This window comes from Mesotoga sp. HF07.pep.5.2.highcov (genome assembly GCF_003666285.1).
Taxonomy (GTDB): domain Bacteria; phylum Thermotogota; class Thermotogae; order Petrotogales; family Kosmotogaceae; genus Mesotoga; species Mesotoga prima.
Map to the genome: position 1 here is coordinate 1 of NZ_JFHJ01000519.1, position 22,748 is coordinate 22,748.

Annotated in this window: 20 protein-coding genes and 1 pseudogene; 15 read left to right on the forward strand and 6 right to left on the reverse strand. The window is 44.9% G+C overall.

What is annotated here, in order from left to right; translation table 11 throughout:
• From BG32_RS10975 to BG32_RS11025, 11 genes and pseudogenes are all read left to right on the forward strand, one after another.
• On the forward strand, positions 1-243 hold a 243-nt coding region (locus BG32_RS10975), incomplete at its 5' end, for a KOW motif-containing protein (protein ID WP_183084328.1).
• A 53-nt stretch (positions 244-296) separates the two neighbouring features.
• Entirely contained in the window at positions 297-722 is a 426-nt protein-coding gene (gene rplK, locus BG32_RS10980; RefSeq protein ID WP_006492412.1) for a 50S ribosomal protein L11, read from the forward strand.
• A 12-nt stretch (positions 723-734) separates the two neighbouring features.
• Positions 735-1,433 carry a 50S ribosomal protein L1 gene (gene rplA, locus BG32_RS10985; RefSeq protein ID WP_006492413.1) on the forward strand — a complete coding sequence of 233 codons (699 nt, stop codon included), beginning with the start codon at positions 735-737 and terminating at the stop codon, positions 1,431-1,433.
• A 139-nt stretch (positions 1,434-1,572) separates the two neighbouring features.
• Complete coding sequence (gene rplJ / locus BG32_RS10990; RefSeq protein ID WP_006492414.1) at positions 1,573-2,115, forward strand: 50S ribosomal protein L10; 543 nt, start codon at positions 1,573-1,575, stop codon at positions 2,113-2,115.
• A 21-nt stretch (positions 2,116-2,136) separates the two neighbouring features.
• The gene (rplL, locus tag BG32_RS10995) at positions 2,137-2,523 is read left to right on the forward strand and encodes a 50S ribosomal protein L7/L12 (protein ID WP_006492415.1); all 387 of its coding nucleotides are present in this window, start codon (positions 2,137-2,139) and stop codon (positions 2,521-2,523) included.
• 105 nt (positions 2,524-2,628) lie between these two features.
• Positions 2,629-6,152: pseudogene (locus BG32_RS17160) on the forward strand (DNA-directed RNA polymerase subunit beta).
• Between the two features lie 40 nt (positions 6,153-6,192).
• Positions 6,193-10,887, forward strand: coding sequence for a DNA-directed RNA polymerase subunit beta' (locus tag BG32_RS11005; protein WP_121526833.1), 4,695 nt, complete (start codon positions 6,193-6,195; stop codon positions 10,885-10,887).
• Between the two features lie 107 nt (positions 10,888-10,994).
• Positions 10,995-12,503 (forward strand): ABC transporter ATP-binding protein, encoded by a 1,509-nt coding sequence (locus BG32_RS11010; RefSeq protein ID WP_006492418.1) that lies wholly within the window; start codon positions 10,995-10,997, stop codon positions 12,501-12,503.
• The gene (locus BG32_RS11015) at positions 12,500-13,534 is read left to right on the forward strand and encodes an ABC transporter permease (protein WP_006492419.1); all 1,035 of its coding nucleotides are present in this window, start codon (positions 12,500-12,502) and stop codon (positions 13,532-13,534) included. The genes BG32_RS11010 and BG32_RS11015 overlap by 4 nt, the downstream gene beginning before the upstream one ends.
• A complete protein-coding gene (locus tag BG32_RS11020) occupies positions 13,527-14,417 on the forward strand; it encodes an ABC transporter permease (RefSeq protein WP_006492420.1) in 891 nt (296 codons plus the stop codon). The genes BG32_RS11015 and BG32_RS11020 overlap by 8 nt, the downstream gene beginning before the upstream one ends.
• Before the next feature lie 42 nt (positions 14,418-14,459).
• Positions 14,460-15,962 carry a carboxypeptidase M32 gene (locus BG32_RS11025; RefSeq protein ID WP_006492421.1) on the forward strand — a complete coding sequence of 501 codons (1,503 nt, stop codon included), beginning with the start codon at positions 14,460-14,462 and terminating at the stop codon, positions 15,960-15,962.
• On the opposite strand, the gene BG32_RS11030 is transcribed toward BG32_RS11025, so the two are convergent.
• The 6 genes from BG32_RS11030 to BG32_RS11055 form a co-directional block, all read right to left on the reverse strand.
• Positions 15,955-16,419 (reverse strand): DNA polymerase IV (Family X)-like protein, encoded by a 465-nt coding sequence (locus tag BG32_RS11030; protein ID WP_006492425.1) that lies wholly within the window; start codon positions 16,417-16,419, stop codon positions 15,955-15,957. The genes BG32_RS11025 and BG32_RS11030 overlap by 8 nt on opposite strands.
• Before the next feature lie 80 nt (positions 16,420-16,499).
• Entirely contained in the window at positions 16,500-16,817 is a 318-nt protein-coding gene (locus tag BG32_RS11035) for a NifB/NifX family molybdenum-iron cluster-binding protein (protein WP_039882868.1), read from the reverse strand.
• A gap of 2 nt (positions 16,818-16,819) precedes the next feature.
• The gene (locus tag BG32_RS11040; RefSeq protein ID WP_121526834.1) at positions 16,820-17,695 is read right to left on the reverse strand and encodes an ATP-binding protein; all 876 of its coding nucleotides are present in this window, start codon (positions 17,693-17,695) and stop codon (positions 16,820-16,822) included.
• Positions 17,695-18,546 carry an ATP-binding protein gene (locus tag BG32_RS11045; protein WP_006492428.1) on the reverse strand — a complete coding sequence of 284 codons (852 nt, stop codon included), beginning with the start codon at positions 18,544-18,546 and terminating at the stop codon, positions 17,695-17,697. Before BG32_RS11045 ends, BG32_RS11040 begins: the two co-directional genes overlap by 1 nt.
• A gap of 3 nt (positions 18,547-18,549) precedes the next feature.
• Complete coding sequence (locus BG32_RS11050; protein ID WP_039882872.1) at positions 18,550-18,777, reverse strand: DUF5320 domain-containing protein; 228 nt, start codon at positions 18,775-18,777, stop codon at positions 18,550-18,552.
• 4 nt (positions 18,778-18,781) lie between these two features.
• Positions 18,782-19,090 (reverse strand): DUF5320 family protein, encoded by a 309-nt coding sequence (locus BG32_RS11055; RefSeq protein ID WP_006492430.1) that lies wholly within the window; start codon positions 19,088-19,090, stop codon positions 18,782-18,784.
• Between the two features lie 124 nt (positions 19,091-19,214).
• Between BG32_RS11055 and BG32_RS11060 the strand changes: the two genes are divergently transcribed.
• From BG32_RS11060 to BG32_RS11075, 4 genes are all read left to right on the forward strand, one after another.
• Complete coding sequence (locus tag BG32_RS11060) at positions 19,215-19,811, forward strand: class I SAM-dependent methyltransferase (RefSeq protein WP_006492431.1); 597 nt, start codon at positions 19,215-19,217, stop codon at positions 19,809-19,811.
• Between the two features lie 103 nt (positions 19,812-19,914).
• Positions 19,915-20,847: a carbohydrate ABC transporter permease gene (locus tag BG32_RS11065; RefSeq protein WP_006492432.1), complete on the forward strand. Its 933-nt coding sequence runs from the start codon at positions 19,915-19,917 to the stop codon at positions 20,845-20,847.
• The gene (locus tag BG32_RS11070) at positions 20,840-21,661 is read left to right on the forward strand and encodes a carbohydrate ABC transporter permease (RefSeq protein WP_006492433.1); all 822 of its coding nucleotides are present in this window, start codon (positions 20,840-20,842) and stop codon (positions 21,659-21,661) included. Before BG32_RS11065 ends, BG32_RS11070 begins: the two co-directional genes overlap by 8 nt.
• Before the next feature lie 16 nt (positions 21,662-21,677).
• The coding region (locus BG32_RS11075; RefSeq protein ID WP_147434980.1) for an ABC transporter substrate-binding protein at positions 21,678-22,748 on the forward strand (1,071 nt) is incomplete at its 3' end.

Consider the following 22,748-nt stretch of genomic DNA (forward strand, 5'->3'; position numbering starts at 1 on the left):
AAGGCTCTTCTTAGATTGGTTGGCATTGAAGAGTATGAAGAACACATGGGCGGGCCGGTAAAGATTGAAGTCGAATTTGACGTTGGCGAAGTTGTAAGGATAAACTCTGGCCCATTTGAAGATTTCGTTGGAAAGGTGACGGATCTAGATCCGGACAGACAGGAACTTAAAGTTGTTGTCAGCATATTTGGAAGAGAAACACCGGTTATTCTCAGTTTATCTGAGGTAGAAAAGATTGTTTGATTTTTGAAAGAGTGGGAGGGCTAAGCCCGTTGACCACAAGGAGGTAGGCAAATATGGCTAAGAAAGTGATAGCCCAAATTAAGCTCCAGCTTGAAGCGGGAAAGGCTACACCGGCACCTCCTGTTGGACCGGCTCTCGGTCAGCATGGAGTGAATATTATGGGTTTCTGTAAGCAGTTCAATGCGGAAACATCCGACAAGGCCGGTATGGTGCTTCCAGTAATTATCTCTGTCTACGCAGACAGATCCTTCAGTTTCATCCTCAAGACCCCGCCAGCAAGCTTCTTGCTACTCAGGGCTGCGGGTATTCAGAAAGGCTCGGGAGTCCCCAACCGAGACAAAGTAGGTAAGATTAGCCGTGCTCAGCTTGAGGAAATTGCTAAGATTAAGATGCCCGATCTCAATGCCAGAACAGTCGATGCCGCTGCAAAGATAATTGCAGGTACAGCCCGTAATATGGGCATCGAAATAATAGGTTGAGGGGGGATCTGAATGCCGGTTAGATCAAAGAGGTACATTCAGGCAAGAAAGTCCGTTGATAGAAACGTCAGTTATTCAGTGGACGAGAGCATAGATTTACTGAAAAACTTTCCTCCGACGAAATTCGACGAGACAGTCGAGATGCACTTGAAGTTGGGCATCGACCCCGCAAAGTCTGATCAGCAGGTCAGGGGAACGATTTCATTGCCAAATGGCACTGGAAAAGACGTCAGGGTTTTGGTCTTCGCCAGGGGGGAACAGGCTGAGACTGCAAAACGGTGTGGTGCGGATTTTGTAGGATCAGATGATCTTGTTCAGCAGATTCAAGGTGGTTGGACTGATTTTGATGTTGCAATAGCAACTCCGGACATGATGAGAGATATTGGAAAACTTGGAAAAATCCTAGGACCACGCGGACTAATGCCGTCACCCAAGGCTGGAACTGTGACCGCTGATGTTGAAGATGCCGTTAAGGGTTTCAAAGCGGGAAGATTAGAAGTGAAGAACGACAAGACTGGAAATCTTCATCTTCCCATAGGGAAGAAGTCTTTTGACAAGGAAAAACTGCGCGAGAACTTCGTCTCTGCACTCAATCAGATTATGAAGATGAAACCGGCTGGTTCCAAGGGGAGATTTGTGCAGAGGGTATTCCTGACCACAACGATGGGTGCAGGTATAAAAGTCGATTTTGCAAGAGAAACCGAGAAATAACTAGAGTCTAAACTGAGATATATTTTCAATGCCAGAGACAGTAGGTATTTAAGAGCGCAAGCCACCTACCGAGGCGTGTAGAAGATCTACCCTTCTGCGGCCTCGTTTTGGGGCCGCTTTTCTGAAAGGAGGTGCGAAAGTGCTAACAAGAGAGAGAAAAGAAGAAATCGTCGAGAGTCTTACAAAAGCTTACAAGGATTCATCATTGATTCTATTCGCGGACTATAAAGGCATGAAAGTAGAGAACATAACTACTTTTAGAGACAAGCTCTATGAAAACTACAAAGAGAGAGCTCAGTTCACGATAAAAAAGAATACGCTGGTAAGACTCGCTCTTAACAAGGCCGGATTCGAAGAAAGCGAATGGAAGGATTCGATAAGCGGTACAACGGCAGTTCTAACTGTTGAGGATGTAGATCCTATCGCGGCCCTAAAGATAATCACCGACTTCAATAAGAATAACAAGACTCTTCCGCTAATAAAGGCTGGATATCTTGAAGGAAGATTCTTCACAGGTGACCGGGCTTCAGACCTCGCAAAGCTGCCGTCCCGAGAGCAGTTGATCGCCATGGTCGTAGGCGGATTTGCTGCCCCAATTACCGGTTTTGTCTATACTCTGAATGGAGTGCTAACAAAGTTCCTGTATGCTTTGAATGCGATAAAGGATAAAAAAGCTGAATGATTCACGCGGAGGTGTGGTAAGATGACAAAGGAAGAACTTATAAGCGCAATAAAAGAAATGACAGTAGCAGAACTTTCAGATCTTGTTAAAGCCCTTGAAGAGGAATTTGGAGTGAGCGCGGCGGCTCCAGTTGCAGTTGCGGCAGCTCCTGCAAATGGCGGGGCGGCAGCAGAGGAAGAAGAAGAGCAGACAGAATTCAAGGTAGTTTTGAAGTCTTTTGGTGCAAAGAAGATCGATGTTATCAAGGTAGTAAGATCAATAACTGGACTCGGACTCAAGGAGGCCAAGGATCTTGTGGAAAAGGCTGGAACGCCGGAGGGTGTTGTAAAGGAAAACCTTCCAAAGGCGGAGGCAGAAGAACTGAAGAAGCAACTCGAAGAAGCTGGCGCCGAAGTCGAACTGAAGTAATTGAGCAATTGTCTGGTTACATATTGTCTGTATAATAAATATACCCACATCAGGGAGACGCTCTGATGTGGGTTTGGTGTGCTCAAACATACGAGAGGTGATCTAATGAGAAAGGCCAATTTTGGCAAACGTGAGCGGTGGGTCTTTGGAAGAGTGTATGAACCTCTTGAAATCCCGAATCTCATTGAGATCCAGACTCGTTCCTTCGAGTGGTTTATCGATGAAGGTCTTCTGAGTGTTCTGAAGAAGTATTCCCCCATCAAGTCGCAGATCCAGCGTTCGGACCTTAAGAAGGGCGAGAAAGGCTTCTCTCTGGATTTTGTAGCAACCAGAATCGGTGAGGCAAAGCATTCCATTCAGGAGTGCAAAGACAAGGGTCTCACTTATTCGGTTCCACTTTATGTAACGGTAAGAATCACTGATCTCTACACTGGAGAGATCAAAGAGGAAGAGGCCTTCTTTGGATACTTGCCTTATATGACTGATAACGCCTCTTTCATAATCAACGGTGCAGAAAGGGTAATTGTTAATCAGCTTGTAAGGTCTCCAGGCGTTTATTTCGTGGATGAGCCTACAAAGGCAGTTTCTGGTTCTTTGCCAATCTATGTAGCTCACTTCCTTCCCGTTAAGGGAGCTTGGTTCGAAATTCTCTTGAATCCTAACAAGCAGATCATGCAAGCGAGGATTGACAGAAGAAGGAAACTAAACTTCTTCGTATTTTTGAAAGCCCTGGGTTATGAAAACGACCTTGACCTTCTGAGGCTTTTCGAAAATGAATACGACGGGTCTGACGAAGATGAATTGCTCGCAAACGTGGGGAGTATGATCCTGGAGGACATAAAGACGCCTGGTGGTGATTTGATTGCAGAAAAAGGGACGCTGCTAACCGAAGAGATTATTGCCAGAGCAATTGAAGCAGATGTGAAGACCATAAAGATGCCGCTTCCAATTGCAATGAAAACGTTCAATGCTTTGCAGAAGACATACGGCGAAGGTATGACTGAGGACGATGCTTATATAGAACTCTTCAGAAAACTGAGGCCTGGCGAAATTCCAAGAATAAATGCCGCAAAGAGCTACATTGCCAATTTGTATTTCAGCCCTGATCGCTTCGACTTTTCCGATGTAGGAAGGTACAAGGTAAACAGCAGGTTGAAAAAGGTCTACCAGGACTATCTAAAGGAAGTTGAAGGAAAGAAAGTCTCAAAAGATACAGATTACTCAGAAGAATCCTCCATTCTCACTGTACTTGATGTCGTTCTCGCGGCAAGACATCTGACCGAGATTGAAAGCAGGCCGGAGTTGCTTGACACCAAGGACCATCTTGGAAACAAGCGTGTGAGGACAGTGGGCGAGCTCATGGAAACTGAGTTTGAGAAGGCTTTCATAAAAATACATAAGCTTCTGGAAGAGAAGCTCACAATATACACGTCGTTTGACAAGATTTCTGTTCAGAGTCTTGTTAACGTAAGAACTTTAATGACTACGCTTCATCAGTTCTTTGCGACAAGTCAGCTTTCTCAGTTCATGGACCAGGTTAATCCTCTTGCCGAACTGACTAACAAGAGGAGACTGTCTGCCATTGGACCTGGTGGACTTAAGAGAGAACACGCAAGATTCGAGGTTCGTGACGTCCATCACTCGCACTACGGGAGAATGTGTCCAATAGAAACCCCCGAAGGTGCCAATATCGGATTGATGACTTCAATGGCGACCTTTGCAAAGATAGATAAGTACGGTTTCCTTTTGACTCCGTACAGAAAGGTTCAGAAGGGAGCCGTTACTAACGATATTGTATATTTAGCCGCAGATGAAGAAGAGCGTTACAATATCGCTCATTCCACTGTAGATATGGACGAAAAGGGTAATATCCTCGATGAAAATGTTGAGATTAGATATGCAGGTGAAGTGAGATATGTTAACAGGGAGGAAGTCGATTACATGTCGGTTTCGCCCAAGCAGATAGTCTCTATCTCGACATCTTTGATACCCTTCCTTGAAAATGACGACGCAAACAGAGCCTCATGGGGTCTAACATGCAGAGGCAGGCCGTGCCTGTTGTCAAGGCCGAGGCGCCAATTGTAGGAACCGGTGTGGAAGGAGTTGCAGCGAGAGACTCGGGATACGTGGTTCTTTCTAAGCACAGAGGAAAGGTGGTTAGTGTAGACGGAAGAAGAATAATCGTCCAGAGAATAGATGAAAAGGGCAAGCCAGAACTCGACGATAGAGGGAAACCTATAGAAGACGTATATACGTTGCACAAGTTCGTAAGAACAAATCAAGACACGGCAGTAAACCAGAGACCAATAGTTTCCGTTGGCGAGATCGTCCAGACAGGAACTCCGATTGCCGACGGCCCATCAACTGAAATGGGAGAACTTGCTCTTGGAAAGAATGTGCTTGTGGCTTTCATGCCCTGGGAAGGATACAATTTCGAAGATGCTATTCTTGTCAATCAGGAGCTATTGGAAGACGACACCTTTACAACCATACATGTCGAAATGTACGAAACAATTGCCAGAGACACTCAGCTTGGTCCAGAAGAGATTACTGCAGACATCCCGAACGTCTCCAAGGAATCGCTGAAAAACCTTGATGAGAGCGGCATAGTTAGGGTCGGAGCTTATGTGACTTCTCAAGACATTCTAGTTGGCAAAGTCACTCCCAAAGGCGAGTCTGAAACCACTCCCGAGGAAAAGATAATCAGATCAGTCTTCGGTGACAGAGGAAGGGACGTCAAGGATTCATCCCTAAAACTTCCTCATGGCGTCGAAGGTAGAGTAATAGATGTAAAGGTATTCGAAAAGGAAGAGGTATCTGAACTGGGTTCCGGCATTAACAAGCTTGTGAAGGTTTTCGTCGGCATCAGAAAGCCACTCGATGTGGGAGATAAACTTGCCGGTAGACACGGCAATAAGGGTGTCGTTTCGAATATTATCCCGAAGGAGGACATGCCATTCCTTCCAGACGGGACGCCAATTCAGCTTGTTCTGTCACCTCTGGGAGTTCCATCAAGAATGAACGTTGGTCAGGTTCTGGAAACCCACTTAGGATGGCTTGGAAAGCTCACTAATCGTTATTTTGCAACTCCAATATTTGATGGAGCTACTGAAGAAGAAATCATGACCGAACTCTACGAAGCGAGAAAGAAGTTTGGCCTTGAGGACGGAGACAGTGAGGATCTGAAGACCGGTAAAGTCACTCTGAGAGATGGACGAAGCGGCAATCCTTTCGACTATCCTATTGTTGTGGGAGTCATGTACATGCTTAAACTTGTTCACATAGCAAAGGATAAGATACATGCCAGATCTACCGGGCCTTACTCGCTCATTCATCAGCAACCCCTTGGCGGGAAAGCTCACTTCGGAGGGCAGAGGTTTGGAGAGATGGAAGTCTGGGCGCTCGAAGCTTATGGAGCAGCTCACACTCTGAACGAAATGCTGACAATTAAGTCGGACGACATCAAGGGAAGAAACGATGTCTACAAAGCGATACTTAAAGGGATAAACATCCCGGAACCCGGGATTCCCGAGAGTTTCAAGGTCCTTATTAAAGAGCTACAGGGACTTTCACTCGACGTTAAGGTTTTCGATCAAAACAATGTCGAGCTGGATGTGGACAAATTATGAGAATCAATAGAAGGGAGCTACCCCTCAAGGAGGGAAGCAGATGCCAGTAAGCACATACAAAAGAAAGGTCAACAAACTGGAAATCGATATCGCCTCACCGGAACGAATTAGGAGCTGGTCAAGCGGGGAAGTGAAAAAACCCGAGACGATAAACTATCGTACCTTCAAACCGGAGAGGGACGGGCTTTTCTGCGAGAAGATCTTTGGACCGACGAAAGACTACGAGTGCACATGTGGCAAGTACAAGGGTAAGAAGTACGAGGGTACCGTATGTGAACGCTGCAGCGTCAGAGTCGAATCTAAAGAAGCACGCAGAAGAAGAATGGGCCACATTGAGTTGGCCGCTCCTGTGACACATGTTTGGTACTTGAAGAGTGCACCCAGTGTTCTTTCTTCGCTTCTGAACATTCCTGCGAAGGATCTCGAGAACATCATCTATTATGGATCGAAGAGGGTAATCGAAAGGCTGTATGTAGTTACCGACCCGAAGGATACCGACTTTTTTCCAGGTATGACGATGTACCAGACGGAGTACGAGATATACACAAAGAAGCTCAGCTTCGAAGTCGAGCAGGGTTACAAGGTGAAGGCTCCCCACGGACCGGTTACAACGGATATCGACGGGAAAGTCAGGATAGAAAGACTTGACAGCAGTACCGAGCGAGAGCTCAACTGGGTAGTCGTTACAAACGAAACGGGAATAGAAAAAAAGTACCCTGTCTTCGAAGGCTCACTCATATACGTCCAGAATGACGATGAAGTCCATAAGGGTGATACTCTTGCCGACAGATTCCTTTTTGAAGATGAAGTCCTTTCGGCAACGGAGTACAAGATCTTCGATGAGTACTATCCCGGGAAATTCGAAGTGGAAACGGATACAGAGAGCGATAGGCCAATAGTCATAATCACTGAGATTGATCCCACTGTTTCTGAGGAGACTGGGAGAAGTATCGGTGAAGTCCTCATAGAAAATGAATATGAGGCCTACAAAGAGCTCTATCCTGGAAAGGTAACCTGTGATTACGGAGCTGCTGCGATTAAGAAGTTGCTGCAGAGTATCGATCTGGAAGAGCTTCAGGTAGCTATAGAACATGAGCTGAAGACCATCCCCAAAAGCAGTGCGAGAGCTCTGAAGCTTCTCAGAAGGCTTAAATACGTCAAAGACTTCATAGCTTCAAGCAACAAACCCGAGTGGATGGTTATGGATGTCGTCCCGGTAATCCCGCCGGACCTACGTCCTATGATTCAAATAGAGGGCGGAAGGTTTGCCACCACCGACCTCAACGACCTTTACAGAAGGGTCATTAACAGGAACAATCGGCTTGCGAAGCTACTGCAGATAGGTGCTCCCGACATAATAATCAGAAATGAAAAGAGGATGCTTCAGGAAGCAGTCGACTCCCTCATATACAACGGCAGGGTGGGGAAGGCCGTATCCGACAAATCTGGACGTCCACTGAAATCGCTCACCGATCTGGTGAAGGGTAAAAAGGGACGATTCAGAAGAAATCTGCTTGGAAAGCGAGTAGATTACTCAGGTAGAGCGGTTATCGTCGTCGGACCCGATCTGAAGATCCACGAGTGCGGAATTCCCAAGAGAGTGGCTATGGAGCTATTTAAACCTTTTGTTCTTTCGAAGCTTCTCCATGGAAGTGAATCGAGCAAGACAGCGAGAAAGCTAAAGAAAACAATCATAGAAAAGGAAATGCCGGAAGCCTGGGAAGTCCTTGAAGATGTGATAAAGGGACATCCTGTCCTTCTTAATAGAGCACCGACTCTTCACCGGATATCTATTCAGGCATTCACACCCAGACTGGTTGAAGGAAACGCTATTCAGCTTCATCCGCTTGTCTGTGCGCCATTCAACGCAGACTTTGACGGAGACCAGATGGCCGTCCACGTTCCACTATCGGCCGCAGCGCAGGCAGAAGCAAAGTTTCTCATGCTCAGCAGATACAACGTGATTTCCCCTGCCAGTGGGAAGCCTATTTCGATGCCCGGTAAGGACATAATCGTTGGCGTTTACTATCTCACGACAGTTGACCACGAATATGAAAAGAAAGAAAAAGAGATCATGGATTACGATGCAAGACTCCGTGAAGATGAGGAAATTTCCGAAGTAGAAGCAAAAAGAAAAGTGAGAGAAAAGGCTCTCGAATGGGTCGATTGGAAGTTCTCATCTGCTGGAGAGGCTCTACTGGCATACGACTCTGAATATATCTCTCTCCACGATCCCATTCTAGTACAACTCGATCCCTCCTCAGGAGAACTGACGCTGACAACGGTTGGAAGGATAATCTTCAATACAATAGTACCCGAAAAACTTAGGGACTACATGAAAAAGTTCAACAAGAAAGCCATAAAGAAGTTGATCTACGACTGTTTCCACGAATATGGAATCGATAGAACGGCAGACCTTCTGGACGATATGATGTCGCTCGGGTTCCATTATGCAACCACTTCCGGTCTCACAATATCCATTAACGATATAGTTGTGTATCCTCAGAAAGACAAGATTATAGAGGCTGCGCAGGAGAGGGTAGATCAGATTGAGAACCTGTATAAGTCGGGATTCCTAACTGAAGAAGGAAGAACCGAAGAGATAATTAGAATCTGGTCGGATACCACTCAGGAGATAATGGAAAAGACATACACGGAGTTCGAGAAGTATCCATTCAATCCGATTTACATGATGGTCGACTCAGGAGCCAGAGGCAACATTGACCAGCTCAAACAGCTGGCCGGCATGCGAGGTCTTATGGCCGATCCATCCGGGAAGACTATTGAAGTGCCAATAAAGTCGAATTTTAGAGACGGTCTTACCGAGCTCGAGTTCTTCACTTCTACTCATGGCGCTAGAAAGGGTTCTGCCGATACGGCTCTCAGGACCTCTTTTGCAGGTTACCTTACTAGAAGGCTGGTAGATGTTTCGCAAACGATTACTGTTACAACGCCCAACTGCGGGACTCATGAGGGAATTGAGGCAGTAGAACTCATGGCCGACGGGGTAACGATCGAGAAACTGGAAGAATTCCTCTTCGGAAGAGTTCTTGCAGCCGATGTCATCAACCCGTTGACAGGAAAAGTCCTTAAAAACGAGAAAACGGGAAAGGAATACTTCCGAGATACGATGATCAGAGATGAAGATGCAGCATTCCTCTCTGGTTATAAGGCAAAGGTTGAAGTGGCGCGTGAAGAGGTTCTAAGCATCGCGAAGGTAACGAGGCTGATTAACTACACAGAGCTTGATGAAGATATTAAGATTAATGACAAGGAATACAAGAAAGGAACCCATATCGGCAGTGACCTTCTGCATCAGCTTAAGAACTCAGAGATTGAGGAGATAAAGGTAGTCGCATTTCCCTGTGTAAACCAGATCTTTGTAGGAGATCCCATAAAGAACGGTTCTAAAGAAATGCTTGTAAAGTATCAAGAGAAAATCGACGAGCTTACGGCCAAGAATCTTCAGAAAAACGAAATCGAGAAGGTATTTGTTAGACCCACAATAAAGGTAAGATCTGTTCTGACGTGTGAATCCGACAACGGAGTATGCGCCATGTGTTACGGAATGGATCTTTCAAACCATGAAATAGTCAATGTCGGAGAGTCCGTTGGTGTAGTCGCTGCCCAGTCAATCGGTGAACCCGGCACACAGCTGACGATGAGGACATTCCATACGGGTGGAATCGCGACCGGACAAGACATAACCAGAGGTCTTCCGAGGGCTGAAGAGTTGTTTGAGGCCCGAAAGAAACTCAAGGATCCCGAAGCGCTCTTTATTGAAAAAGGCGATAGTGGTTTCGTTAAGGATCTCGTCTCTGATGATAAGGGTAGACGAAAGGTCTACATAGAAACAAAGACCGGAGGTATCAGCGAATACGATCTTTCCTCAAACATCAAACCGAAGATAGAGATAGGCGACAAGGTCACTGAGGGAGAGGCAATTACCACGGGAACCGTTAGGCCTAGGAAACTAATGGAAAAGCTTGGCCTTGTTCAGACCGCTCTGTATTTGCTTACCGAGATAAAGAGGGTCTATGCCGAACAGGGAGTCGAGATTCACGACAAGCACTTTGAGCTAATCATTCGGCAGATGCTTTCTAAGGTCGAAGTGACAGACCCAGGTGACACGGACTTTTTGCCTGGTGATCTGCTGGACATTGTAGAGATTAGAAAGATAAACAAGTCGATAGAAGAAGCCAACAGCAGAGTTGGAGAGAACAGAGAATACGTGATCGGCAAAAGGCTGGCAAGAAGGGTCCTTGGCGAAGACGAAGATGGAAAGATACAGAAGATAGCGGCCGAAGCAGAACCGATAAGTGAAGAGCTTCTGGAGAAGATTCTCAAAGGCGGTATAAAGCAAATACTGATATATGACGTCGATGAGGACCATTATCAGAAGCTCGTAGACGACTTCAATCCCGACACGGTAATTCCCGAGAAGAACATTCAGATAATGCCGAAGGATCCGATTAAGTTCAAGCGAAAGCTTCTAAGGATTACGAAGGCGTCTCTTGAGAGTGAAGGTTGGTTATCTGCCGCGTCGTTCCAGCAGACACCTCAGATTCTGACCGAGGCCTCCGTTGCAGGCAAGTCCGACTTCTTACAAGGGTTGAAAGAGAACGTCATTGTAGGGCAACTCATACCTGCCGGAACTGGTCTTGATATGTACGCCAATCTTCAGGTTGAAGAGGCGGTTGTTCCGTCACAGTACCAGGAAGAAGAGTTGGCTTGATTTGATTGTTTAGCTTAATAGGAGCGGAAAGCATCTAATGCTTTCCGCTTTTCTTTTGTAATGGTAACATTGTTAAGGAATTGAATTTTGAAAGTTTGGGGGCACATTTGTCTAAGCCTGTTTTGGAAATAAACGACTTAAAGAAGACCTATGAAATTAGCGAAACAAAAGCTTTAGATGGAGTCGCTTTAACTCTATTCTCCGGAGAGATAACCACTCTGCTTGGAGAAAACGCGGCAGGAAAGACTACGCTTGTGAAGGTCATCATGGGGATTGAAAAGCCCGACAGTGGATCGATGGTCTTCAAAGGCGAGAAATACCTTCCATCGGGTCCCCACTTCGCAAACGAGAAAGGTTTGGGAATGGTCCCTCAGAGCATAAAAGTCGTTGATAAGCTTTCGGTGATTGAGAATCTTATTCTCGGTTTCAGAAGTAACCAAAAGAAAGTTAGGATGAAGGACTACAGAGAGAGTCTTAGAGAATTAATGAAACAATACTCTCTTCAGCTACCGCTAGACAATGAAACGGCGTCGCTTTCCACAGGGCAAAGACAGAAGCTAGAGATTCTTAGAGTGCTCCAGAATTCGCCTGATGTGATAATATTCGACGAACCCACTACTCTGATTTCCAACAGAGAAAAAGAAGAACTTTTCGAGATCATCAGAAGACTGAGATCTCTGGGAAAGGCGATAATTTTCATTACTCACAAGCTTCGTGAAGCTTACTCCATTTCGGACAAGATTGTTGTGCTTCGCTCTGGAAAGGTTGTCTTTTCAGAAAGTAGGTATAAGACTTCCATAAAAGAGCTTCAAGAACTCCTATACGGCGGGGAATTCTGTGCACTTCGTGTTCAGTCCCCTACGTCCGATGAATCTCTCTTACGTGTTCAGGAAGTGAGTGTTGAAGGTTCTTCTAATAGTGAGGCCGTAAAAGGGGTCTCCTTTGAAGCAAGAAGGGGAGAAATCCTTTTTGTTTCAGGAGTTGCGGGAAATGGTCAAGAAGAGCTTCTAGATGGAATTTTCGGGATGAGAAGAGTTCTGTCCGGAAGAGTGATTCTCGACGGAAAAGATATAACGGGTTTGAAACCTTTCAAACTTCGTAAACTTGGACTGGCAGCTCTTCATTACGACAGAGACAATATTGCCAGCTGTAAAGGCTCATCCATAAGGGACAATCTCCTTGTATACTCAATAAGTAACGGGGAGTGGGTTGTTGAAGAAAAGAAACATGTGTTCTCAGCAAGAAAACTTCTTAGGGATTATGGCGTGACCTTCGGGAAAATTCAAGATCCGATTTCCTCACTTTCAGGTGGAAATCTTCAGAAGTTACTGCTTGCAAGAGAGATAAGCAGCGATCCAAAGGTTCTTCTACTTGGAGAACCATTCAGAGGACTTGATGTCAAGAGTCTCGAGAGCGTGAAATTCCTTCTAATGGAGGCAAAGAAGAGAATTGCCATCGTAGCTTTTTCGGCAGATGTTGACGAAGCACTCACAATTGCTGATAGAATACTCATCATGTCTGAGGGAAGAGTCGTCTTTTCTTCTGACATCAGGCCGGGATTAAGTACTCCTGATCTGAGAAAGTATCTCTTCGGAGCGATGGAGGAGATAGAGTGATTTCAAGACTTCACAACCTTGGACGATCACTGCTGGTTATCGCAATTTCTTTGAGTGCGGGTCTTCTTCTAGTAGTGTTGATGAGTGACGATCCTGGCCATGCCGCAAGGGCCTTCTTTCTCTCAGTCTTTTCTAATCGTTTCTACTTTGGCAATCTACTTGCACATTCGATACCGTTAATGCTTACGGGATTGGCCGCATCAGTTGCCTTCACAGCTTCCTGTTTTAATTTGGGAATGGAAGGTCAGGTTTATCTGGGAGCGCTGGCGGGTACTTCGGTAGGCATTCTTATATCCGATCTTGTACCTGGAGCAATTGGAATTGCCTTCATGTTTACAGTCAGTTTCTTCTTTGGGGCTTCGGTGGCAAGTATTTCCGCTATCCTTAAGATCCGAACTGGAGTTAGTGAGCTGATTTCATCTCTCCTTCTCAGCAATGGAATAGTGCTTGTAGTCGATTATTTTGTCGAAGGACCACTAAATGACAGGGCTTCTGGTCTTGCGGCATCCATAAGCCTTCCTGCAAAATTCAGATTCAATGGTCTTATGCTGCCTTCTGGTTTACACACAGGGATCTTCTTCTCTCTTTGTGCTGCCTTTTTATTGTGGTTCTTCCTATTCAAGACTAGAGAGGGTTTCAAGATCAGAATAGTTGGGAAAAATCGAGCTTTCGCTTTTTATGCTGGATTGAAAACGAATAGGTTGCTATTTTGGGCTCTGTTTCTGAGTGGTGGATTGGCTTCTACAGCGGGAATTATAGATGTTGTTGGAATTCATGGACGTGTAATGAGAGGTTTTTCGAGCGGATATGGGTGGAATGGTATCGCTATCGCATTGATTGCAAGGAATAATCCAGTGATGGTTATACCTGCCGCTCTTTTTTTTGCTTACCTAGAGAGCGGAGCACAAATTGCAGCGCTTGAAGCAAATATCACACCTGAATTTGCCAGAATAGTTCAGGCCGTGATCTTCTTCTTGATAACCGCTGAAGCGCTTGTTCCCAAACACCTCGGGAGGAAACGATATGCTTGAAGCCATCATCAGGGATACGATAAAAAACTCCACGCCGATTGTCCTCGCAGCGAGCGGCGGTTTACTGACGGAGGTATCTGGGTGGCTAAATATTGGTCTTGAAGGCACAATATTGTCAGCGGCTTTTTTTGCGGTTGTAGTTTCGTCGTTCACTGGAAGCGTTATAATCGGAACTCTTGCCGCCATTCTGGTGGCGATGGCCCTTTCTTCAATTATCTTCTTCGCTGTAAGATACTTGAAGGCCAATCTCTTTGTTGTTGGCATAGCTGTTAATCTTCTTTCGGTGGGAATTACTGTCACGCTTGCTTACAACTGGTTTTTAAGCAAAGGGACTGTGGTCTTCAGCGATTCTCCAAGACCCGTAGTCCTTTCTTTGGATTTCCTCACCGGTTCGGGTTTTGGTTGGCTCAACGGACTGAGTTTATTCGATCTATCGGCGTTTGTAGTACCTTTGTTTCTTCTTCTGTTTTTCAAGAAAACGTCCACAGGAGTGAAGTTGCGTTCTTGTGGATTCGACGAGGAAAGCGCTTTTTATAGCGGAGTTAAAGTAAACGACTTAAGGTTTCTCGCATACACTGGGAGCGGTATTCTTTCAGGACTAGCTGGGGCTGCCTTGTCCATTCCAATGGGGGCCTTTGTTTCCAATATGTCTGGAGGAAGAGGTTGGTTAGCACTTGTTGCAGTTATCATGGGAAGAAAGAATCCCTTAATAGTCCTTTTGTCCGCTTTAATGCTAGGGTTCGTCACTGAGCTTTCAGTTTTCCTGCAGGTTGCCACTGAGATCTCTCCTAAACTTCTTCTATCTTTACCGTACTTTGCCTCTTTCATTATCCTGGCGATCTCTTATGGTGAAAACAAGGACAAGAGGTTCATGGACTGGTAAAGATATGTGCATGATATAATTCTTCAAATTGGAGGTGTAGTTTTGAAGCTTATAGATGAACTTAGGTCGAAGTACTCCGAAATCACTTATCTTCATAGTGCTGCCGCTCTGATAACGTGGGACATGAGAACGTATATTCCACCCAAAGGCGCTGAGATGAGATCAGAGGTTCTAGGGTACGTCTCGACTCTCGCATTCAGAAAGGCAGTTTCCGAAGAGATGGGAACTTTGCTGAGTCAACTGGCCGAAGGAAAAATTGAAGAGGAATTAACAGAAGATGAGAAAGCAATGGTGAGAGTGGCAACTAAGGCTTATAACAGAGTCAAGGCCATTCCACCGGACCTATATCACAGATTCTCTGTTTTATCGTCAAAAAGTGAAAAGGTATGGGAAAGGTCGAGAAATGAAAACGATTTCAAGAGTATAGCGCCTTATCTAGAGGAGATTATCGATTTATTGAGAGAAATGGCCAGGCTTTACGGTTACGAAGAGAACCCTTATGACGCGCTTCTGGAAGGCTATGAAGAGGGGATGACAGCCAAGAAGCTGCGAAAGATAATAGAACCACTGAAATCGGAACTGATTCCTTTTATTAGGAGAATTGTAGAGAAAGGCAAATCCCCGGATACTGGAATTCTTAAAGGCAGATTCAGCAAGAAAGCTCAGGAGAAGCTGAGTAGAAAGGCTCTGAAATTAATAGGATATGACTTTGAAGCAGGTAGACTTGATGAGACAGTTCATCCATTCACGATTGGTATCGGTGTTAATGATGTAAGGGTAACCACGAAATACTTACCTGATGAATTCACACCGTCGCTCTTCGGATCTATTCATGAGGGGGGCCATGCGATTTATGAACAGGGATTGCCGATTTCGCTCATCGATACGCCTCTTTACGGTGCATGTTCTTTGGGTATCCACGAATCGCAGTCGAGAATGATGGAGAATATGGTGGGAAGAAGTATGGAATTTCTATCTTTCTTCTACCCACAGATTCAGAAGGCATATCCATCGAACTTCAGACATGTATCTCTATGTGAATTCTACAGAGCAATTAACAATGTAGAACCTTCTCTGATTAGAATAGAGGCAGATGAAGTCACCTACAACCTACATATAATGGTTAGATTTGAACTGGAAGAAGCACTCATCAAAGGTGATCTCAAAGTCTCAGATCTTCCGGAAGCATGGAATTCGAAGATGAAAGAATATCTTGGAATTGAACCTCAAACAAACAGAGATGGCGTTCTCCAGGATGTACACTGGCCGTCTGGAACAATAGGATACTTCCCTTCTTACATGCTAGGGAATCTCTATGCTGCTCAGATGTTTGCAAAGGCAAAGGAGGACATCCCTGGTCTGGAAAAGAGGATTGAAAAGGGAGATGTGCTGTCCCTGGTAGATTGGTTGAGGGATAATATCCACTCAAAAGCCAGGCGTTACGAACCTGAAAAACTTCTAAAAATAGCCACTGGGAAGGAGCTGGATCCCAGCTATTTCCTGAAGTATGTAATGGAGAAGTATTCGAAGATCTACTTCACTTAGTTTTGGAGGAACCAATTTCAATAAGGAGAGCTTCAATACTGGAGAGCCTTTCTTGAGACAACTTGAGGCTCTCCTTTTTGTCGACCAAAAATCCAACAATCTCAAGCGGCTCAGTCAAGCCCATGTCCTTCCAGATGAAGGATAAGACTTCAGGATCAATGAGATCATGTGCAGCAAGTGCATAAATGGAATTAGGGAGTGTGCTTTTCAAATCAGTAATCTTCTGAATTTCAGAGCCATGAAGGAACTCAAGAGACTTCTCTACTACAGCTTTTCCGATTCCCTTTATCGACGAGAGAGCTATGATATCTTGACTTGAAAGCTTCCCCGAAGTAAGGTTTGATCTGATAGTTTTAGCGGCAAATTCGTAAGTTCTTATTTTGAATGGATTGTCCCTGGCTACCTTCAAAAGTCTCGACAGAAGATCGAATTGTCTTGCAAGATCTTCTTTCTCCACTCACTTCACCTCTAACTATATTTTATAGCAGAAACCAGGGATTTGTCCAAATGATAGGATGAATCAACAAAATTTCTATTCTACTTCTTTTTGCGAAGTACAGCGTCGATATTCTCTTTGGCAGTTCCGACGAACGCTTCGTAGAATGCAATTCCGGCCGCTTCAATTGCTTGAACTGCATTCCCTCCAAGATGAAAGGCAATCAGTGCGCTTATACCTTTCTTTGTGAGCATGTTCACCGCCATCGGTCCGGCTCCGTGCGCTACACTGTTGTCAGGTTCAATGTATTCTTCACTTCCAGTTTCGGGATCGTATATAAGGAAATACTTTGCCCTGGCAAATCTATCGTCCGGAATACTATTCATACTCTTCTCTTTCACTGGAACAGCAATTTTCATACTCATCCTCCAACTCCACTGATTTTTCGCTTTAGCCTTTGAGCAATACGCACAATTGCTTCTGCTGCTTCTGAACCTTTTATTGAAACGACTGGCTTACCCATAATAGTAGCTTTCTCGACCTGCTCGTCAAAAGGGATTTTTCCAATTAGCTCAATGCCGTTTGCTCCGCACCAAGACTCAATGAAGGAGCTTTTCGATGTGTTAAGATCCCACTTGTTGATGACTATTCCGAAATCCCTCTTGAAGTGTCTTATTGTTTCGACTATTCTGGCCAGGTCGTGATTACCGGAAACTGTGGGTTCAGCTACTACCAGAACGTAAGTAGTACCGGTTATTGAAGATGTTGCGGGACAACCAATTCCTGGGGCTCCATCTATGATGATAACTTCCTTCTTTTCCTCTTCGGCAACTTTGATGGCAAGCTTTCTTACCTCCGCGACAAGTCCACCAGATGTCTCCTCTCCGGGAGTGAGAAGGGCATGCACAAGAGGAATGCCGTTTGATTGGGACAAGAAGTAATCGCCAGATTTGTTGTCTTTGAGTGTAATAGCATCAGCAGGACATACTGCGACACACATCCCGCAACCTTCACAGGCATAAGGATCAACCGAATAGGGCCCCCCTCTGATCACTGCATCGAATCTGCAATGCTTTTCACAAATTCCGCAAGAAATGCACGAATCAGAGATCTCAGCCTTCTTTCCACCGAAGTATTCATATTTCTCAATCAGCTTGTTTTCCAATATTAGATGAAGGTTTGGGGCATCCACATCACAATCGGCCATAACAATAGAATCAAACAGGACAGAAAGTGATCCCGAGAGTGTTGTTTTCCCCGTTCCTCCCTTTCCGCTTACAATTGCTAGCTGAAACATCATGACACCCCCGCTGAAGAAAGGATTCTCTCCGCAAGCGATTTGAATCTTGCTTTCCAGATTGGCGAAGTTTCAACAAAGAGCTTGCCTTCAGAATAAGACTCAGCTATACCGCGATCAAAAGGGATTCTTTCAAGAACGGAGAAATTCTCTTCACTGGCGTATTCATCTACAAGAGTATAAGAACCGGTATCCCTGTTTATTACAATGCCAAAGGGAATATCCATTTCCCTAACAATTTCCACAGCAAGTTTTAAATCGTGAAGACCGAATGGCGTTGGTTCTGTTACGAGTATAGCGTAGTCGACATTTCTGAGAGTTTCAACAACTGAGCAGGAAGTCCCCGGAGGTGAATCGATTATTACTATTCTATCCCTGTTTATGTGCTTCTTCAGTGTTCTTATAACCTTTACAGGAGAAGGCTCGCCAATTTCTAGTATTCCCATTCCAAAGTCAATCTTTTTGTTTATCTTTCCGGTCTGAACCTTTCCGATTATCTTTGGTCTCTCGGTAATGGCCTTCTCGGGACAAATGAATGTGCATAAACCGCAACCGTGACAAAGCGATTCAAAAACCATGACTCCAGCGTCAAAAACTGAGAGAGCGCCAAACTGGCATGCTTCAGCACATTTTCCACATCGGGTACATTTTTCGTTATCTATTAGGGGGAGAAGAAGTTCTATCTCCTCTTCCTGGTTGATATCCGGCTCGAAGAAGAGATGCACATCGGGCTCTTCAGCATCTGCATCGAGAAGCTGCACTTCAAACTCGTCGGAAATTGCTTCGGCAAGATTAGTGGCAAGGGTCGTCTTACCAGTGCCACCCTTGCCACTCAATACTGCGATAACCAAGGCTTACCACCATCTCCTGAAGCCGTAACCCATGCCTCTTCCGGGACCAAATCCCGCTCCAAAACCCATTCTTCTCCCGAGAAAGAGCCTTCTCCTCGGGAAAAACCTGTACGAATAATTTCTAACCGGGTAAGCGGGCCCTACCACTCGGTCTCTGGGTGCACAGTTGCCCATGCCCCAACCGGTCATTGGTCCGTAGCCTTCAGGACCTGTTCCATCTCTCCACGGCATAATGTCACTCCTCCTCCGCACTGGTTGTGTTCTGAAGTGTCTCAAGCCTTTTCTCTATTTCTCTAAGTTCCTCATTGATCATGTCGAGTTCCTTCTTTAGGAAAGCTTGATACTCTCTTAAATCTTGACGTTCCATTTCCGGAGAAATCTCTACGTCGTAATCGTATGGTCCGTAATAACCATATCCTCTTCCGGGGCCAAATCCCCTTCCATATCCCATACCTCTTCCGTATCCCGCTCCGTACCCTGGGCCATATCCATAGAATCTGCATGACCCGTCTCTAAACCTCATTGGACCTGATCCATATGGCATATAGTCACCTCCTATATATGCACTTATCATATATATTATACAAATTCAGATATAAAATGTCAAGACAAGCATCTCGTTGTAGAATTATGCTTTATTTCTGATAGTATCTAGATAAGGAGGATCAATGGGAAACAGGGCTCACGTATTACTTTTTACATTAATTGCTCCCTTTTATGATGTTGCGTTCAAGTCGCAGCTAAAGAGCTATCGAAAGTTGCTGAAAGAACACCGATCTCTGCTTGGAAAAGGGATAAGAAGTGTCTTAGACATTGGTTGCGGAACTGGTGCCCTTGCGCTGGCATTTAGCGAGCTAGGGTATGAAGTGACTGCCGTGGATGCCTCTGCCGCCATGGTTATGATTGCCAGGCACAATTTGAGGGGTAGTGGTGTATCGGTTGTTCAAGGTGATTTCTTTGAGAAACTTCCTTTTGAGGACAGCAGTTTTGATCTTCTTGTTGCCTCTTATGTCACTCACGGTCATAAACGTGAAGGTAGAGAAAAGTTCTACAAGGAGAGTCGAAGAATTTGCAATAAAGAGGTCTTGATCCATGAGTTTTTTCCGAACAGAAATCCATTGATCTCTACTGTTGAGTTTTTCGAGAGAAGTGATTACAGAAAGTTTGTGCCAAAGGCTTTCGAAGAGCTGAAAGAGTACTTTCCTGTTGTAGATAGAAGGAGGTTATCTTCCTCTACTGGGTGGTACATTTGTCGTTGTGAGTAAGATGTTCATTGAGTTTGTTCAGGAAGGTTCAAGGATTTTAAGCCCTACGGTGTCGTATTGCCGATGTAGTTTCTTGAGAAGAGGATTCTGGGGGTAGACACAGGTGAAGAAATTTATCCCGTACCTATTTATAGCGCCTGCGGGCCTTATAATAGCTTTCTTTATGCTTTACCCACTGTTTTATTCATTTGCAATAAGCCTTTTCGAATGGGATCTTTCTCCAAACATGACCTTTGTAGGTCTCAGGAATTATTCAGAGATTCTCTCATCGAGTGAATTCTGGGATTCCATGCTTTATACTGCTTACTATATTCTCGGCGTGCTGCCCTTCTCGCTCCTTATAGGATTTCTCATAGCAACCTTGTTGAACGACTCCACAATGAAGGGAATTGGCTTTTTTAGGATGATTTACTTTCTTCCGGTAGTGACTTCGCCAATTGCAGCAGGCATGGGTTTCAGTTTTCTGTTCAGCACGGAACTGGGATATGTGAATCACATAATTGCATCGCTTGGAGGAGAATACGTGAACTGGTTGACAAATCCAGAAGGGATTTTTCAGATCCTCCTGAACTGGACTGGAATTACACTTCCCAAAGTACTTCAGGGGCCGAGTGTGTCTCTTTTTGTGATAATCCTTATGGGAATATGGCAAAATATTGGATACGCAATGGTCGTTTATCTTGCAGGGCTTCAGAACATCCCAACGACATACTATGAGGCAGCCTCGCTTAGTGGAGCTAGCAAATTCCAGATGCTTAGGAAGATCACCGTTCCTCTCTTATCGCCAACAACATTTTTTCTTCTGATAATGTTTAGCATAAGTTCCTTTCAGGTCTTTGGACCGATAATGGTTATGACTCCCGACGGAGGACCACTTAACACAACTTCGGTAGTTGTTTTTCGGCTCTATCGTGAAGCCTTCTCTTACTATCGATTCGGTTATGCCGCTGCAATGGCCTTTGTTCTATTCCTGTTTGTTATTTCGCTCACTGTATTTCAGGTTAGAACAATTGAGAGGACTGTTCATTATGAGTAAAAGGGTCGGTAGAACTGTCAAGTATGTAATTCTTGTGGTGGGAGCCATTGTAATGGTCTTTCCCTTCTTCTGGTCTTTTATGACATCATTCAAAGATCTAAAGGAGATACTTAGGGATCCGTTTTCACTGATACCCAAAGAGTTTACAATGAAGAACTACGTAAGTGTCTTTACCAAAGTTCCATTTGCTAGGTATCTTTTAAACAGTACTGTTGTAGCATTGGCAACGACTTTCTTGCAGCTCTTGACGGCTTCCTTGGCAGCATTCGCTTTTGCTAGAATGAGGTTTCGTGGCAGAGATGTGATATTCTATGTTTTTCTGGCAACTATGATGATTCCACAGCAGGTTGTCATGATTCCTCAATACCTGGTCGTCATGAAACTTAACATGGACAACTCTTATCTTGGATTGATTTTGCCTCATGCCTCGACCGCTATTTCGATCTTTTTTCTGAGGCAGTTCTTTCTAACTATTCCAAGAGATCTGGAAGACGCAGCAACAATTGACGGTTGTGGTCCTCTACGCACTTTGGTCAATGTCTTTTTGCCACTTACCAAACCGGCAATAGCAACAATTGCTGTCTTTTCGTTCATGTGGTCGTGGAACAACTACTTTTGGCCGCTTCTGGTAATAAGTGAGCCGAAGATGAGGACCGTGCAGCTCGGTCTCGCGATGTTTAAATCAGAAGGGGGAATTCAGTGGGGAGAGTTCATGGCCGCCACCGTTGTAGCTACACTTCCGATTATGATTGCGTATTTCATAGCTCAAAGGCAGTTCGTTAAGGGAATAACTCTTACGGGACTAAAAGGATAGTGAAAAGGAGGAAAAGATGAAAAGAATAATTACTGTATTTGCCTTGTTAGTTTTCTCGCTTACTGGGTTGGGAGCCGTGACACTTACTTTCTGGCACTCGATGTCCGATTATCAGAAACCAATAATCGATAAGCTCGTTGCGGATTTTAACAGGTCTCATGACGGCATCGAAGTGAAGGCAATCTTTCAGGGTTCATACGATGAGACTGTAACAAAGTTGAAAGCTGCTCTGCTAGCAGGAAAGGGTCCGGATATTGCACAGGTAAACATTGAACATATCCAAATTTTCTCCAAAGATGGATCGTTACAAGATCTTACAGATCTGATTTCAAATGATCCCACACTCAGTGCAGAAGATTTCGTCGAAAGCTTCTGGCAGACTATAATTCGCGATGGTAAACCTTATGCATTGCCCTTCAACATAAGTGCTTTAATGCTTTTCTACAACAAGGACCACTTCGAAGCAGCTGGATTAGACCCCAATAAACCTCCCAAAAACTGGGAAGAACTGGAGGAGTATGCCAGAAAGCTTACAATCAGAAAATCATCAGATTCCAGGCCTTCTCAATACGGTCTTTTGTGGGGAGTAGACACCATGTTTTACCAGTTTGAACCTTTAGTCTGGCAAAATGGTGGAGAGATTTTCAATGAAGACATGACTGAGTGCATCATCAACTCTGCCGAAGGAATCGAAGCTTTGGAAACGTGGAGACGCTGGTTTGCAGAGGGTCTTTCCCCAGCAGATTTAACAATCGATGAAGGTATCCAGTCATTCACAATGGGTAGAATCTCAATGGGGCCAATGACTAGTGGAGGAATCCGTTATGCACTGGAGAACATCCCTTGGGATTTAGGGGTAGCTCCGCTTCCTGAAGGAAAGCTGAAGGCAACAACACTCGGTGGTGGTTCGCTTTCCATCATGTCGGGACTTTCGGAGGAGAAGGTTAAGGCTGCATGGACCTTCATCAAGTGGATGGTCTCGGAAAAGAACACTTTGTTCTGGTATGAGGGGACTGGATACATGCCTGTTCTCAAGTCGGCTATGGATTCTCTGGAGATTCAGCTTATCTGGCAGAGGTTCCCGCAG

Coding starts and splice junctions, on each gene's coding strand:
- rplK (WP_006492412.1), top strand. CDS start 297: ATGGCTAAGAAAGTGATAGCCCAAATTAAGCTCCAGCTTGAAGCGGGA.
- rplA (WP_006492413.1), top strand. CDS start 735: ATGCCGGTTAGATCAAAGAGGTACATTCAGGCAAGAAAGTCCGTTGAT.
- rplL (WP_006492415.1), top strand. CDS start 2,137: ATGACAAAGGAAGAACTTATAAGCGCAATAAAAGAAATGACAGTAGCA.
- BG32_RS11005 (WP_121526833.1), top strand. CDS start 6,193: ATGCCAGTAAGCACATACAAAAGAAAGGTCAACAAACTGGAAATCGAT.
- BG32_RS11020 (WP_006492420.1), top strand. CDS start 13,527: ATGCTTGAAGCCATCATCAGGGATACGATAAAAAACTCCACGCCGATT.
- BG32_RS11035 (WP_039882868.1), bottom strand. CDS start 16,817: ATGAAAATTGCTGTTCCAGTGAAAGAGAAGAGTATGAATAGTATTCCG.
- BG32_RS11040 (WP_121526834.1), bottom strand. CDS start 17,695: ATGTTTCAGCTAGCAATTGTAAGCGGAAAGGGAGGAACGGGGAAAACA.
- BG32_RS11050 (WP_039882872.1), bottom strand. CDS start 18,777: ATGCCGTGGAGAGATGGAACAGGTCCTGAAGGCTACGGACCAATGACC.
- BG32_RS11055 (WP_006492430.1), bottom strand. CDS start 19,090: ATGCCATATGGATCAGGTCCAATGAGGTTTAGAGACGGGTCATGCAGA.
- BG32_RS11060 (WP_006492431.1), top strand. CDS start 19,215: ATGGGAAACAGGGCTCACGTATTACTTTTTACATTAATTGCTCCCTTT.
- BG32_RS11070 (WP_006492433.1), top strand. CDS start 20,840: ATGAGTAAAAGGGTCGGTAGAACTGTCAAGTATGTAATTCTTGTGGTG.